The 14,445-nt window shown below is 38.2% G+C and carries 15 protein-coding genes; 7 read left to right on the forward strand and 8 right to left on the reverse strand.

Going from position 1 to position 14,445, the window contains the following annotated elements; genetic code table 11:
• Positions 1–131: 131 nt before the first annotated feature.
• The 8 genes from CDOMF_RS02555 to CDOMF_RS02590 all read right to left on the reverse strand — a co-directional run bounded on the left by CDOMF_RS02555 (position 132) and on the right by CDOMF_RS02590 (position 7,742).
• Entirely contained in the window at positions 132–1,250 is a 1,119-nt protein-coding gene (locus CDOMF_RS02555) for a M20/M25/M40 family metallo-hydrolase (protein ID WP_260952319.1), read from the reverse strand.
• A 12-nt stretch (positions 1,251–1,262) separates the two neighbouring features.
• On the reverse strand, positions 1,263–1,727 hold the full coding sequence (locus tag CDOMF_RS02560) for a YjiG family protein (protein WP_260952320.1): 465 nt from the start codon (positions 1,725–1,727) through the stop codon (positions 1,263–1,265).
• Positions 1,724–2,362 (reverse strand): nucleoside recognition domain-containing protein, encoded by a 639-nt coding sequence (locus CDOMF_RS02565; protein WP_260952321.1) that lies wholly within the window; start codon positions 2,360–2,362, stop codon positions 1,724–1,726. The genes CDOMF_RS02560 and CDOMF_RS02565 overlap by 4 nt, the downstream gene beginning before the upstream one ends.
• 235 nt (positions 2,363–2,597) lie before the next feature.
• Positions 2,598–4,367, reverse strand: a complete 1,770-nt coding sequence (locus CDOMF_RS02570) for a M3 family metallopeptidase (protein ID WP_260952322.1) — start codon at positions 4,365–4,367, stop codon at positions 2,598–2,600.
• A gap of 9 nt (positions 4,368–4,376) precedes the next feature.
• On the reverse strand, positions 4,377–5,765 hold the full coding sequence (dcuC, locus tag CDOMF_RS02575) for a C4-dicarboxylate transporter DcuC (RefSeq protein ID WP_260952323.1): 1,389 nt from the start codon (positions 5,763–5,765) through the stop codon (positions 4,377–4,379).
• Between the two features lie 503 nt (positions 5,766–6,268).
• Positions 6,269–6,814, reverse strand: a complete 546-nt coding sequence (locus CDOMF_RS02580; RefSeq protein ID WP_260952324.1) for an SCO family protein — start codon at positions 6,812–6,814, stop codon at positions 6,269–6,271.
• Positions 6,815–6,823: 9 nt separating this feature from the next.
• Positions 6,824–7,291 (reverse strand): hypothetical protein, encoded by a 468-nt coding sequence (locus tag CDOMF_RS02585; RefSeq protein WP_260952325.1) that lies wholly within the window; start codon positions 7,289–7,291, stop codon positions 6,824–6,826.
• A 1-nt stretch (position 7,292) separates the two neighbouring features.
• Positions 7,293–7,742: a copper chaperone PCu(A)C gene (locus CDOMF_RS02590; RefSeq protein ID WP_260952326.1), complete on the reverse strand. Its 450-nt coding sequence runs from the start codon at positions 7,740–7,742 to the stop codon at positions 7,293–7,295.
• Positions 7,743–7,863: 121 nt separating this feature from the next.
• Here CDOMF_RS02590 and CDOMF_RS02595 point away from each other — a divergent pair, with 121 nt between their 5' ends.
• From CDOMF_RS02595 to CDOMF_RS02625, 7 genes are all read left to right on the forward strand, one after another.
• Positions 7,864–8,769 carry a L,D-transpeptidase family protein gene (locus tag CDOMF_RS02595; RefSeq protein WP_260952327.1) on the forward strand — a complete coding sequence of 302 codons (906 nt, stop codon included), beginning with the start codon at positions 7,864–7,866 and terminating at the stop codon, positions 8,767–8,769.
• A gap of 1 nt (position 8,770) precedes the next feature.
• A complete protein-coding gene (gene cmeU, locus CDOMF_RS02600; RefSeq protein ID WP_260952328.1) occupies positions 8,771–9,013 on the forward strand; it encodes a CmeU family protein in 243 nt (80 codons plus the stop codon).
• Positions 9,006–10,016: an alanine racemase gene (locus CDOMF_RS02605; RefSeq protein WP_260952329.1), complete on the forward strand. Its 1,011-nt coding sequence runs from the start codon at positions 9,006–9,008 to the stop codon at positions 10,014–10,016. Before cmeU ends, CDOMF_RS02605 begins: the two co-directional genes overlap by 8 nt.
• Positions 10,017–10,111: 95 nt before the next feature.
• Positions 10,112–10,810 carry a response regulator transcription factor gene (locus CDOMF_RS02610; RefSeq protein WP_260952330.1) on the forward strand — a complete coding sequence of 233 codons (699 nt, stop codon included), beginning with the start codon at positions 10,112–10,114 and terminating at the stop codon, positions 10,808–10,810.
• On the forward strand, positions 10,798–11,967 hold the full coding sequence (locus CDOMF_RS02615) for a PAS domain-containing sensor histidine kinase (RefSeq protein WP_260952331.1): 1,170 nt from the start codon (positions 10,798–10,800) through the stop codon (positions 11,965–11,967). Before CDOMF_RS02610 ends, CDOMF_RS02615 begins: the two co-directional genes overlap by 13 nt.
• A 108-nt stretch (positions 11,968–12,075) precedes the next feature.
• Entirely contained in the window at positions 12,076–13,461 is a 1,386-nt protein-coding gene (locus CDOMF_RS02620; RefSeq protein WP_260952332.1) for a hypothetical protein, read from the forward strand.
• A 10-nt stretch (positions 13,462–13,471) separates the two neighbouring features.
• Positions 13,472–14,431 carry an MBL fold metallo-hydrolase gene (locus CDOMF_RS02625; RefSeq protein ID WP_260952333.1) on the forward strand — a complete coding sequence of 320 codons (960 nt, stop codon included), beginning with the start codon at positions 13,472–13,474 and terminating at the stop codon, positions 14,429–14,431.
• Positions 14,432–14,445 lie beyond the last annotated feature (14 nt).

Here is a 14,445-nt window from a genome sequence, read left to right on the forward strand (position 1 = left end):
TTATATATAGCATATTAAAACATTACTAATTATATTATACATATTGTATTATTAATTATTAATTATTTTCGTAGGATATAAGAAATTTAGTAAAAGAGCGTTTAGTTTTAGCCCTTTTACTAAAAGTGAGTTTATACTATCTTTTTGATGACGTCTAGGATTAAATTGCACTTTGGTACGATTGAGTCTACGACTAGATATTCGCTCTTTGAGTGCATGTTACCGCCTGTCGGTCCAAGTCCGTCTATGGTAGGGCAACCTGCCGAAGATGCGATGTTTCCGTCGCTTAATCCGCCCGCATCGACCCAGCTTACTTTGACTCCGCTTTCTTTTGCAACCTCGTCAAATACTGCTTTGATCTTTGGCAAATTTGCCTCATCTATCATCGGACCTTCTTCGTTTGTTAGAATTTTTTTATGCGTTACACCTTCGACAAAAGACTTGCTTAAAATTTCATCCAACTTCTTCTTGCAAAACTCAACCGAAGAGGCGAATTTATACCTCATCTCGAAATTTACCGAAGCGAAGTCAGGCACGACGTTTTGAGCCGTTCCGCCGTTTGTCATTATGGCGTTAAAGGTATGTCCGGCTTTAAAGTCGGTTAATTTTGAGAGCTCCACTATAAAATTTGCCGCCTCAACTACCGCAGAGCGACCTCTTTCAGGGTGATTGCCCGCGTGAGCCGAGACTCCGTGAAATTCTATAGTATAAGCTATCATGCCTTTTCTAGTTGCTACCATCGAACCATCTTCTCTAGCAGGCTCCATTACAAGGCAGTATTTTGACTTTTTGGCATACTCTCTTATCTGATCTTTCGTGAAATTTGAACCCGTCTCTTCGTGGGAGTTCAAAAAGACAGCTACGTTAAGCTTGCTTAGATCAAGATCTTTTATGACATATAAAGACAGCAAAGCTCCCGCCTTATCGTCTATAACTCCAAGTGCGTTTATCTTGCCGTCATTTTCTTTAAAAGGCACATCTTTGCCCCAGCCTACAGGAAAGACGGTATCCATATGCCCCACAAAAAGTATGTCGAAATTTTGCGCTTTGGGGTTGTTTGATATCAGCAAACAATCAGCCACCTTGTCAGTGTTAAGCTTGATTATCTTATGTTTTAATCCAAGCGAATTTGCTTTAGCTATGAACCATTTTGCGACCGAATTTACGCCCTCTATATGCGAAGTAGGGCTTTCTATCTCGGTTAGCTGCTTAAGCTCTTCTAAAAATTTAGGCAACTCCTCTTGTCTCATGATAGCTCCTTTCTAGACGATCATGCTCATAACAAGCATCGCAAGATAGGCGTTTAGTATACAAATTCCAAAAAGAACCAGATAGTGTCTTCCGGGAATTCCAAGCACTCCTAAAACTCTACCCATGTACTGAACTGTTGAGCCTACAAGCGCCATCCCCGGAAGTAGCACCGCTATATCGCCTGCTGTTAATGTGCCGTTTTGCACAAGCGCTACAAGCACGCCCGCAGAGCCGCCCCAGCTTAAAAACGCAGCCATAAATACAGCTATGGACTCGCCCGGAAGCCCAAGCGGCACCATGATGAAGCCAAGATAGTTTCCTATGATTTTAAGCGCGCCTGATACGTTTAAGATGTAGATGATCACAAACGCCATCAAAACGTTTGGGATAGTGTTATGGATAGCGATATCCCAGCCTTTTCTTGCGCCCTCTACAAATACGTCAGTTAGTAGTTTGTTATTTGTTTTATCACTCATACTTCAACCTCGTCATCTTTTACGAATTTTTTGACATAAAGTCTCATTAAATTTGCACCAAAAACTTTAAAAACAAAGATTATGCCTAAGCAAAGCGCGATAGAAACAGGCGCTAAAGCCCCGTTTTTATCAGGTATGATAAGTAGCGGTGCAAAAGATGCCAAGAAATTTGTGATCATAGCTCCTGCGCTAAACTGAAACGCCGCAAATATCAAAAGCTCTTTGTGAGTCATCCTGCCCTCTTGGCGCAAAAATTTTGCGGTAGAGCTACCCGCATCGGTGCTTTGAGTGCTAGCCATGAGCGATATGGAGCAAGCTCCGGGAATGCCCATCATAGGTCTTAAAACAGGAGTAAGCCAAGCTGAAGCCGCATATAGCGCGTAGTATCTTTCAAATATCGCAACAAATCCAAGTGCCAGCATGACGCTAGGAACAAGGCTTAATGCAAATAAAAATCCGCCTTTTGCGCTGGTTCCGCCTGAGGTTTTAAACCACTCCGGGAATTGACCTGTTAGCTTGCTAAAGTCAAAAATTCCACCTGCAATATCCTTGGTAAATCCACCAAAGAAAACGATAGCCGCTATCAAAGCTATAGTGCCGATAATCAGCTTTTTTGTATCTCTTGCCTCTTGCATTGAGCCTCCTTGATTAGATAAGTAAATATAATAAAAATATACATTTAAAAGACTTAATAAAGAGTTAAAAATGGCTTTAAATAATAAAAATATTTTTTAAATTGATATTTTAAGATTGAATTTAAAAGATAGTATGATAAGTGTCAAAATTTCAGGTAAATTCGGCTTAAATCATTTGGGATATAAGTGGCAAAGTTAAATTTACCACTTATTTATGATTTCTTATTCTGAGTATCTAACTTAAATTTTGACTTCTCTTTTTGCTCATTGCCTTAAATTCTTCCACATAACCAAGCGCGCCATCGATACACTCAAGCCAAAATTCACTTTTTTTGATATCTTTTTTAAAGTGCTTTTTGATGATATCATCGACACTCATTGAGCCGGTATCTCTTAAAAACGCTTTGTAAATTTCAAAGAAATTTGGCTCTTTAGCTCTAAATTTTTCTATCAAAAACTGCGATAACAGATAGCCGACCGTGTAAGGGTAGTTATAGATGTATTGATCGGTTTTGTAAAAATGCAGCTTAAAGTATGGCAAAAACTCTTCCGTATCTTGCGTGCTACCGGCATACCACTTTTGCCAAGCGTTTTTCATCATCTCGTTTGTCTCTTTTGGCGTTACTAAGCCGCTGCTTCTAGCTTTGATAAATTCGGTCTCAAAGCTATACCTAACAGGAATGTGAAGCATGAAATTTGCTGCTGATTTAAGCTCTTGCCAAAGGATATTAAAGAGCGAATTTTTATCGGCATTTTTCTTAAGATACTCTCTTAAAACCGCTTCGTTAAAAGTGCTTGCAACCTCGGCTAGGCTCATTGGAAATTCAGTTTGGATACTTGGCATATCGCGCATTATCCAGTAGTGCCACGCATGACCAAGCTCGTGAGCTTGCTGTATCATGTGCGCCTCGGTGCCCATGTATGTAGAAAATACTCTAGCCTGCTTAAGCTCGTTAAATCTAGTATAAAACGCACCTGCAGCTTTGTTCTCTCTCGTGCTTGCCTCTATCCAGCGATTTTTAAGCATAAGATCTATAAAGCCTGAAATTTCTTCGCTAACTTCACTTAAAGCCGATTTTATCGTGGATATGGCTTGATGATACGGAATTTGTGCTTTAGCAGAAAACGGCGAAGGCGCAAGCAGATCGCACGCACTTATGCGTTCTTTGCCAAGATATGGCGCTCTTAAAGTTACCGCCTCTCTTATCTTGCTAACTCGCTTTTGGAGTGCCGAGTGCATCGCATCTATCGCGTCGTGGCTGATTTTATTTTGCTCAAAACTCGGTAAGAATATATCGCATTTTGCCTCTTTAAATTTAGCCTGTCTAAATCCGTGCAGCATATTTAAGGCATCCACGTAAATCGGCGCGTGCTTTTCGTAGTGTTTGCTAAGCTCATTAAAGACATTTTCGCGAAGCACGCTATCCGGAGAGCCCTTTAAAATGCCTCCGCACTTTGCAAAGCTATAGTTTTTTACTTCGCCAAGGCTATCTTGTGCCTTGATATCGATGAGGTTGTTTAAATGCGTAAAAATCGCATAAATCGGAGTAAAACTGCTTTGCTCAAGCTCGGCAAAAATTTCTTTGTTTTTTAAATTTTTACTCCGGCTGTTTTTTTGCTCTTTGTAGTAAAATTTCCAGTGCGAAAGCCCAAATTTTTCCCACTCATCCTCGCTTAACTCTTCAAATTTGGCTAGCATTGCTTGCTTTATAAGCTCTAGCTTTGAGAGCTGGCTTTGAATTTTTGCTTCTACGACGGCTACTCGCTCATCTTTTGTATTTTCGCTCATCTTGCAGCGACAAAACGCCTTTAAAGATGAGAGCTTATCAAAGCCCTCTTCATAAAGCGCGGCAAGCTCTTTAGCCGAAAATTTGCCGGTTTTAACTAAATCGCAAGCCTTACTCAGCACATCTTCAGCTCTTTTTAGCGAGCCGGTAAAATTCTCATGCTCAAAATCAACATAAGCATCATCAAAGCTCCATTGCGGAAGAGTTTGCGCCTCCATGACCACTCCTTAAAGCACAAGTAGAAATACAAATATATGATGGCTGATAAGTCCTAGTATCGCAGGGACCGAGCAGCGTTTCACGAGGCTTAGCGGGTTGCACTTAAGCATACCTGCGATGGCTACGACCACACCTGCGACAGGCGAGAGCGGACGCGCGATGGTTGAGGCTTGATGCATAGGAAGAACTAGCATCACCGAGCTTACGTTTAATTTGGTTGCGATTTGCGGTGCAAGCTCGACAAGAGGATAAAAGCTAGCTCCGTTTGAGCCTGCGATAATGGCGACCACGGTTGTGATGAGCACAAACACGACCGACATGCCAAATCCTCCAAGCCCAAGCGTATTTGCAAGACTTACAATGCTATCAAGCATGCCAAGGGATTTAAATCCTTGAGCAAAGACTCCTGCTGCGATGATGAGAGCAACCACTCCGCTTAAACTGCGCCCCATGGCTTGCAAAAAGACTTTTAGCCCCTCTGCTAGCGGCTCAAATTTAAATCCATGCCTGATAGTCTCAAAGCACATCGCGATGATGACTGAGAGTAGGATGATGGCTGAGATGTTTAGTTTGATTGATTTGAGGCAGTATTCTGAAAAGACAACCACTAAAATCATCGGTAAAAACGGCAAAATCGCATAAATTTTAGGTGCGGTCGCAGTAGGTGGCTTTGTAGCTTCGTCAAATTCTATGCTCTCTCCGACATGCTCGCTGCATACCCAGCCCTCTTTTTTATCCAAGTATCTATTCCAAAAAACTAGCGCTATGCCGATAACGATAGAGGTTGGAAGCGCGGCCGGAATTTTGTACAAAAAGACATAATCAAGCAGCGAAAGCGAAGTGGCTTTAGCCGAAGCAGCGGTTGAAGCGCCTATGAGCACCATCGAAGCGGCACCTGACATGCAGCAGATCGAGCCTACTGTGAGTTTGTTTAACCCAAGCGAGATTAGGATAGGTCCAAGAAGCGCAAGGCAAAGCACGCCAAGACCTGCGGCACTTGTGATGACCATGCTTATGAGCTTTGCTATGGCAAATGCGACAAATATCATAAAATAGGGGCTTTTGATCTTTGATAGCCTTCCCGTGGTAAGCGAGACGAAAGCACTGTTTGCTCCGATATGCGTCATGTAAGTGGCAAAACCGACCATAAACATGATAAGAAGCCCAAGATCAGCCATGCGGTCTGAAAACATATAGCGGATGTACTCTACGATGTCTAGGTACTCGTTGCCCGTAGGCGTGGCCTTTTTAGGCATAAATTTGCCCGTTTGAAGAACTATAGAGCAAATAAGCATAAATACGCCCGATAAAAACAGCGTAAGCGGTGCGTATTTACCCTTGATAATCGCCCAACCGACGATAAATAGCACTGCCGAACCGATGATAACGCCAAGCATTTGATCTCCTTTTTGTGTGAATTTGTTTTAAGTTTTGAATTGTAAAAACAGTGAATATTTTTTAAATTTATGTAGTCGGATAAAGATATGCCTGATATGGCTTTTAGTATCTCAAATCTCATTGTCTTTCTTATTTTTTAATTCTATATATATTATTTAATAGTTATTAATATAGAATTTTTAATATTGAAATTTTATCTTGCTTTTGTTTTAAATTTAATTAAATTTAAAAAGCTAAAATTAATATACTATATAAAAATTCTTTATTATAAGAAATTTGATTGTTCTATACTTTTTAAAATACTTTAAAAAGATAATAAAGGCTAATGGTATTTTTAACGACAATAGTAAATTTATTAGAATTTATAACTTGATTTTGTATAATCATAAGACTAAATATAAAGGATTTGTATTTTGACATCAATTATCTTGGCTACTTTTCTTATCGTTTTGACGATCGGCCTCATCTATGTTATCGCGTATGAAATGCACGATGAGGATTATTAGTTTTTTACCAGCTCTTTGATACTATCTCTTATATTTTCTATCGTTAAATTTGAAACTTCACTTACCAACTTACCCTTTTTATCAAGCAGATATATAGACGAGCTGTGAGCTACGGAGTAGTCCATGGCTGATTTTTCAAGCCTTATCTTTTTGTATTTGGCTCCGTAGGTAGCGGTAACTTTTTTTAGATTATCCACTACTAAACCATATGAGTTCGGATAGAAGTATTTAGCGTATTCATCCATCGTCTCAGGCGTATCGCGCTCAGGATCAAGCGTGATAAAAAGCACTATGATATCATCTCTTTTAAGCTCGCCAAGCACGCTGCTAACGAGCCCAAGAGTAGCAGGGCAGACGTCAGGACAGGAGCCAAATCCAAAATAGATGATTTTGTACTTGCCATCAAAGCTTTTTAACGTCACATCGCCGTTTATGCTCTTAGCGCTAAAGTTATAAACTCCGCCGTTTGCATATTTAAGCCCTAGAAAGACTCCGGCGGAAATTATCATGATAAACACGACGATCGAAGAAAAAAGCTTCATTTTGGCTCCTTATTGTTTTAGATCAAAGTCTATATAAAGCCCTGTTTTTTTGCCGCCGTCAAGCACTTCAAACCTATATCTCATAAGGCTTATGACGCAAGCACTTAGCACGACATCGGCTTTGTATTCGTTATCTCTTTTTTCAAGCTTGGCTTTTATCACACCCATTTCCATATTTACGCCGTGAATTTCTAGACTCGGTTCTTTGAAATTTAGCTCATTAAGACCCTCTATCCACATGGAAACAGGCTGCATCACGTAAACCGGCCTTGGAGAGAGGCTGAAATTTACGGTTTTGCCTTTAAATTTAACCGGACATGAAAAATTTGCGTTCATATCGCACTCAAGCGGAGTTAAATTCGTATCAACCTCTGCAAATTCGCTCTCTTGGCTTGATGACTTCTCGCTAAACACATAAAATCCGCCCGCGATAAAGGCTACGGCAAAGATAAGTGCGGCTATGATTTGTTTATTCATCTTAGTGCTTATGCATGCTTTCTTTTTTCATGACCGGCTTAGCGACTACGTCTTTAAGTTCGATTTTTGAGCCGTTGTCAAATTCAAGCGTCACGTCTATCTTATCGCCTTCTTTAACAGGTGCAAATATATTCATAAACATCACGTGAAGCCCACCCGGTTTTAAGCTCACTTCGCTTTTAGCAGGAATTTCTATATCATCAACCTGAATCATCTGCATCATGCCGTCTGCGTGCTTATGAGTGTGCAGCTCGGCTGTTTTTGAGATATTTGAGCTGGCTGCTATAAGCTTTACGGCTTTATCGGTATTATTTTTGATATCCATAAATGCAGCGCTATTTTTCACGTGCGGAGGAGTGGCTTTTGCAAAAGCGTTTGAAACCTCAATGTCTGCCGCATTTGCCGCGCAAAAAGTCGCAACTAAAGCCAAGGCTGATAACGTTTTTTTCATGTGTTTCCTTTTCTCAAAAATTTATTAACAAATATGAAATTATATCAGAAAATATATTTTTTCAAATTTAAACTCGCTGTGCTATAATTGGGCTTTTTATTATGACTTGATAGGGTTTTGTTTGAAAAAATTATTTATATATTGCATGCTAGCTGTTTTTGCCTTCGCAAACACTGAAAATTTAAAAGAGATTAGCTACTGGAAGGATAAATTTGTCGGCAAGGATCTGAAATTTGGCTACTATGAAGCAAAAACTACGATAATAACTGTAAATAAATACACTAAAGATATGCGGACATTTTTTTACGAAGATGGCGTTTTGGCAGAGAAATTTACTCAAAATGTAATTACGGGCAAAAAGGGCGATAAGCAAAAAGAGGGCGATTTGAAAACCCCTGTTGGCTTATATGACATAACTAGCCGATTTACTCCGCCTGACCGCTACTACGGGCCGCTTGCGTTTGAGCTTTCGTATCCGAATTTGCTTGATAAAATTTCTAAAAAAACTGGCAGCGGTATCTGGATACACGGCTTTCCGATGGATGGTAGGCGCGATAATGAAGTTAGAACCAGAGGCTGCGTAGCGATGGATAACGATAGGCTTTTAAAATTCGGCAAGGTTATAGAAGATAACGGTTTGGTTCTTATAGACGAGAGGCATGACACGCTTGCAAATGATGATGATATCGCTTTTGTGATGGCTTTTGTGTTTAAGTGGAAAAGCGCTTGGAGAAAAAACGACATAGATAAGTATCTGAAATTTTATTCTAAGGATTTTGTGCGGTTTGACGGGATGAACTTTGGCGAATTTGTCAAATTTAAAAAGAGAATTTTTGCCAAAAACGAGCAAAAAGAGATAAAATTCTCAAATTTTGCAGTCACCCCATATCCAAATGAGCAAAATTTAAAAATTTATAGAGTCGTTTTTCATGAGGATTACAGCGCTCCTTCGCATAAATTTAGCGGTAAAAAAGAGCTTTACGTAAGGCTTGAAAGCGGCAAAGCAAAGATCATAACGGAGAGATAATATGCAAGAAAAAAGTGAAGTAGTAAAGTCTAAGATAGAGGCGATTTTAAAAGCAAGAAGCGAGTTTTTTGCCGAGCTTGACGCTCAGGTGCCAAAGATAGAGGGCACTGATGTGTTTGATTTTAGCAAGTGCGAAAAGGGCGATTTAAAAGCCATATATGCGAAATTTTATGCTTATGACTACAGCGTGCGCAAGCTTTTACCTGATGTTTATGAAGCTTATGGTGTGAAATTTAATGTCTGAAATTTTATTAAATCGCGCTGCGTATCTAAATAACCTTTCTAAAATTTGCTCCAAAGCTGGCGGCAAAGAGCGCGTTATACTCGTTCTTAAGGATAATGCCTACGGACACGGTGCAAAATTTATAGCAAAAGAGGCTAGTAAATTTGGGATCAAATTTACAGCGGTTAAAGATGAACGCGAAGCTAATGAGTTAGATGGTTTTTTTGATCAAATTCTAATACTTTCTCATTTGCCAAATGGAAACGAGAGCGATAGATTTATTTATGCGGTTAATGAGCTTTCGAATTTGCAAGCGTTTAAAAGTGGCACTAAAATTCATTTGGCTATAGATACTTTGATGCACAGAAATGGCATAATACTTGATGAAATCGAGGCTGCTTGCAGGATAGCTAAGCAAAATTCGCTTAAGATTTTAGGCGCATATACGCATTTTCGTTCTGCAGATGAGCTAAATAGTGATTATTTTGTGCAAAGAGAGAATTTTAAAATTGCAAAAGAAAAAATTCTAAAATATAGCGGACTAAATCAAGATGATCTGATTTTTCATTCGCATAATTCTGCCGGTCTTGAGAGGTTTAAAGAGCTTAAAAACGAGTATATGAGAATCGGAATAGCTCAATATGGGTATGCTCAGTTTGATGATAGTTTAAATCTTGAGAGAGTAATGGAGCTTTGGGCCAATAGAATTAGCAGAAGGGAGCTCAAAAAGGGTCAATGCGTAGGATATGGAGCTAAATTTTGCGCAGATCGGAATATGGTAGTGGCAACTTATGATTTAGGCTATGCGGACGGACTTTTAAGGTATGATGGAGAAGGAGAGCTAATCTTGCCAAATGGCAAAAAAATGCTTGGCAAGATGTCTATGGATAGCTTTAGCTGTGAAGACTCAGGAGATAAGATTTGTGTATTTGAGGATGCAAGAGAATTTGCCAAGTTTTTTAACACCATAGAGTATGATGTATTGTCCAAACTATCGCCAAATTTAAAAAGAAGATGGGTTTAGATATATAATATAGAATATAATACTACTTTTATAAAAAACTTTAATATCATAAATTGGTTATAATTGTCGGTTAAAAAGATAATCAAGAGGTTTATATGGATATAGAACATATTAAAACTAAAACCTACCCTATGACAGCCTTGTATGTAGAGGATGACGATGAAGTTAGAGTCCAAACTGCTAAAATTTTAAAACTATTTTTTAATAGTGTAGTAGAGTGTAATAATAGCTATGATGGGCTAAAAGAGTTTAAAAAACATAGTCCTGATATAGTTTTTACCGATATAAATATGTCTGGTATAAACGGTCTTGAGATGCTTGAGACTATTAAAAATATCAATCCTGCTACAAAAAGCATCATATTTTCAGCGTATGACGATACTGCATATTTTACTAAGGCCATCGAAATAGGTGTGGATGGTTATATTTTAAAGCCTTTTTTGATATCAGATCTGCTAAATGTTTTAGAAAAGATAATTAATTCCGATGATATGAAACAAAAAAATTTAATTTGCTTAGACAACGGATTTGTATGGGATAGTGAGGGATTAAATTTGTTAAAAGATAATAGATCGATTAGACTTACCAAAAATGAAATTGAACTTCTTAAAATGCTTTTAAGCTGTAAAGAGAGGGTTGCAGCAAGCGAGGATATAGAAAATAGACTATTTAATGATGATATTTGCGATAATAAGCGTATAAGAAATATCATATCTCGCTTTAATAAAAAAGTGGATTATCAACTGATAGAGAATATATACTCTCAAGGATATAAGATAAAATGCCAATACTAGACATAGAGCAAAATTATGAGAGATTGGATAAGATATTTTTTAATTCCGGGGTTGGAATTTTTATAGTAGATAAGAATAGGAATATCTTAGAGTGCAATGAGACGTTTTGTAGAATTTTTGGATATGAATATAACGAGATAATAGGTAAGTCTGCAAGAGTAGTGCATGTAAGCGAGAAAAAATATCTTCATTTTGCGGAAATCGGTTTTAATAAAGTTAGAAAAAATCAGGCCTTATATCTAAACTATGAATTCAGACATAAGAGCGGAAAGACAATATGGCTTAGAATTTCAGGAGACTCTATAACTAGCAAAAAAGAAGTTTTGTGGATAGTGGTTGATATTACGGAGCAAGTTTTGGTTGAGAAAAAACTAAAAGAGAGTAAATTAAAGATAAAGCGCCTTAATAAGACACTAAATTGCGAAGTTGAAAATCAACTAAGGGTCATTAGGCAGCAAGATGAACAGCTGCAGTATCAATCGAGGTTAGTTCAGATGGGAGAGATGCTAAATATGATAGCTCATCAATGGAGACAGCCACTATCTGCTATTTCCGCGACCACGTCTTTTTTATCCGCGAGTTTGATGCTTGATAGTTTTAAAAAAGATGAGTTTTTGGGCGAGATTGGAAAGATAGAGGAGTATGCCAAGCATCTATCAAATACTATCGATGATTTTAGAAATTTTTTTAAACCTACAAAAGCGAAAGAGACTACTACTCTAGAAGAGCTTTCAAACATGGCAATAAATATGGTAAAAGCTATTTTGTATACGCATAAAATTAAAATCTATACAAATTATAAGTGCGATAAACCGATAATGACGTATAAAAACGAAGTGGCGCAAGTTATTTTAAATCTTATTAAAAATTCTCAAGATGCGCTTCTGGAAAGAAAGATAGAAAACCCTATAATTGAGATTACAACATGCCGAGATAAAGATTTTTTTTGCCTTGGTATAAAGGATAATGCAGGAGGTGTGAACGAAGAGATAATAGATAAAATTTTTGATCTCTATTTTTCTACTAAAAACGATAAAAACGGCACCGGACTTGGTCTATATATGTCAAGAATTATTATAGAAGATCACTGCAAAGGAAAGCTTGAAGTGCAAAATTTAAAAGATGGAGCACTTTTTACAATAAAACTTCCTAAATAGAAACTCTTTTGAGACAATCTTAAAATTTAAGCCTACGCACTAAGACAAATCCGATACACTCTTTCCCTATAATGCCTTATGTAAAGAAATCACATTAGGAGGTGAGTAATGAGCGATTCTGTAGATAGACTTTACTTGGAAGAACGTAGGCTTGTTAGAAGATACGGTCCGGTAAAATCCGTGCTTTTAAATAGTTTGTTCATCTTTGTGATCTTTTACGCATCATGGTGGATATTTCAAGATCCAAGGGGGCTAATGAGGATGTATACCCCTTATGTGGGGTATATGTGGTGCAGATGGCTACTTGTTGTTATGATATGGGTTGCTTATCTATTTGATTTTTGGCCCTTTAAAAAGGAGTGGTTATATAAGGCAAATCCTATCAAAAAGGGAATAATTTTTACGATAATCGTATTTTTTACCTTTTTTGTATTTTTAAAAGTATTTTTCGAATTTATTATGGGTGAGCTTGCAATATCTTATTTTAGCCCTAGGCGTCTAGCCGAGCTTGGCATAACTGATTTTTACGCTTTGGAGTATGCGGCTCAAGCTATTTTGATGTTTGCCGCTATTGCATCTTGGATTGGGCCATCTTGGGTTGTAGCGTCCGAAAACTCGCCATGGGAGAGGCTAAAACAGCCTGTAAAAGGATTTAGCGTATTTGTTTTGACCTTTTTAATGAGCTTTATAGTATATTTTGTATTTTTTCATTCTCAGATGGGAATTTTATTCGATCCTTGGCAAAAATACACTTCTATTACTCCACCATGGTGGCATAATTTTGCCGATACCGTGCATGGAAATTTTAATATCGCTTGGATTATGTGTTGTACCGTTATGGTGTGGGTATATGAGACTATTTGGGAGAGATACCCTTTTAATCTAATTAGAACCGATTGGACGAGAAGAGCGGCAGCCTTTATCGGAATTATCGCTATGGCGTTTTGTATAGCTTTTTTCTTCTATTACCTTCAAGAGTTAATTTGGGGAGAGCATATTAGAGGCGACAGAAGGCTTTATGCGCCTGATTGGAGATGGCTGCATGTGGGCGAGATAGCGATATTTTGGTTGGTTCCGGTGCTGTTTTTAAAATTTTATTGCAATAACGGAGTTAATCAATTTTCAAAGCCCGTAAATATCCTATTGAGAACAATGATTACGATAGTTGCGGCAGTGATACTTTATTATGTATATTATCAAATTTCGCACTTTCTTTTAGGAACTCAAAAAGGATTTTCTCATCCGCAACAATTCCCGATGATTCCTATGATATGGTTTATCAATGTGATGCTTATAAACTACTGGTTTATGGATGGATGGCCGGGATGGAAGCTTGACGGAAAACGCGAAGAGGAAAAAGAGCATCTTGATGACTTTGGAAATAAAAACGCGTTGCTGGGTATGCTAATAGGCGTAATTATAGGTGCGATAATATACTTTATCGTAGTATTTTTAGCGCCTACTGTGGGCAATGTGCTTACTATATTTAAATAAAGGATATTCTATGACAAATGAAGCTAGAAGAGATTTTATAAAAGGCGGTGCAGCAGGTATTGGGCTGGGAGCACTTGCGTCTATGGGTATATTTTCATACTCTCCGGCAAGAGCTCTTTTTATGCCTGACGAGGTAAGAAAGATGAAGGATTTCGGTGCGATAAAAAGTGTCGAAGTTACAAATATATCTGAAACAAGCTGGTTTGATAACTCCGCTTTGATGGGAGATATAAAGGGTGCCGGAGGGCTTTTAGTGGATCAATATCTTTTTAACTGGCCTCCTTTTGGTAATGGCAAAGGGCTTGCCAAAGGAAGCTATAAGGAGGGAATGGAAAAGATTAAGCATCTATTGCCTGATAAAGTAGATGAGGCTTGGGAGGTTACTAAAGCTCTATCTGTTAATCCTGATAATGCGGGCGGATATGCCGCATTGATTGAGATAGAGCGACTAAATGGCGAAAAGAAAAAATACCTGTTAGATTGTGGCTGGTCATATAAATGGATGCATGAATGTTTTAAAAGAGAGGGTATAGATAAGATGCTCTCATCCGGAGAAATTGATACTCTCATCCTCTCTCATGAGCATTTTGACCACTTCTGGGGGTTGCCTGTAGTATTGAAATACAAGCCTGATATTAAGATTATTATCCATGAAGGATTTTATCCAGAAGGCAGACAATATATCAAAGATTCAGGCCACAAGGGCGAACTTGTAGTGTTTAAAAAAGGAAGAAACGAGATAGAGCCCGGAGTTTGTACGTTTTGCTACGATTGTCCTATAATTAGCCGTGTTTTTGGCGAGCAGTCAATCTTCGTAAATGTCAAAGATAAAGGTCTTGTAAGTATTACCGGATGTTGTCATCAGGGCATTATTACATTTTCCGACTCTGCATACAAAGAGCTAAAATATGATAATGATCAAATGTATGGAATTTACGGCGGACTTCATATATCCCCGTTTGATGACTGAGATCCAAAGTATGA

Source organism: Campylobacter sp. RM16187, assembly GCF_025319965.1.
Taxonomy (GTDB): domain Bacteria; phylum Campylobacterota; class Campylobacteria; order Campylobacterales; family Campylobacteraceae; genus Campylobacter_A.

Coding starts and splice junctions, on each gene's coding strand:
- CDOMF_RS02555 (WP_260952319.1), bottom strand. CDS start 1,250: ATGAGACAAGAGGAGTTGCCTAAATTTTTAGAAGAGCTTAAGCAGCTA.
- CDOMF_RS02560 (WP_260952320.1), bottom strand. CDS start 1,727: ATGAGTGATAAAACAAATAACAAACTACTAACTGACGTATTTGTAGAG.
- CDOMF_RS02565 (WP_260952321.1), bottom strand. CDS start 2,362: ATGCAAGAGGCAAGAGATACAAAAAAGCTGATTATCGGCACTATAGCT.
- CDOMF_RS02570 (WP_260952322.1), bottom strand. CDS start 4,367: ATGGAGGCGCAAACTCTTCCGCAATGGAGCTTTGATGATGCTTATGTT.
- dcuC (WP_260952323.1), bottom strand. CDS start 5,765: ATGCTTGGCGTTATCATCGGTTCGGCAGTGCTATTTATCGTCGGTTGG.
- CDOMF_RS02580 (WP_260952324.1), bottom strand. CDS start 6,814: ATGAAGCTTTTTTCTTCGATCGTCGTGTTTATCATGATAATTTCCGCC.
- CDOMF_RS02585 (WP_260952325.1), bottom strand. CDS start 7,291: ATGAATAAACAAATCATAGCCGCACTTATCTTTGCCGTAGCCTTTATC.
- CDOMF_RS02590 (WP_260952326.1), bottom strand. CDS start 7,742: ATGAAAAAAACGTTATCAGCCTTGGCTTTAGTTGCGACTTTTTGCGCG.
- cmeU (WP_260952328.1), top strand. CDS start 8,771: ATGCAAGAAAAAAGTGAAGTAGTAAAGTCTAAGATAGAGGCGATTTTA.
- CDOMF_RS02605 (WP_260952329.1), top strand. CDS start 9,006: ATGTCTGAAATTTTATTAAATCGCGCTGCGTATCTAAATAACCTTTCT.
- CDOMF_RS02610 (WP_260952330.1), top strand. CDS start 10,112: ATGGATATAGAACATATTAAAACTAAAACCTACCCTATGACAGCCTTG.
- CDOMF_RS02615 (WP_260952331.1), top strand. CDS start 10,798: ATGCCAATACTAGACATAGAGCAAAATTATGAGAGATTGGATAAGATA.
- CDOMF_RS02620 (WP_260952332.1), top strand. CDS start 12,076: ATGAGCGATTCTGTAGATAGACTTTACTTGGAAGAACGTAGGCTTGTT.
- CDOMF_RS02625 (WP_260952333.1), top strand. CDS start 13,472: ATGACAAATGAAGCTAGAAGAGATTTTATAAAAGGCGGTGCAGCAGGT.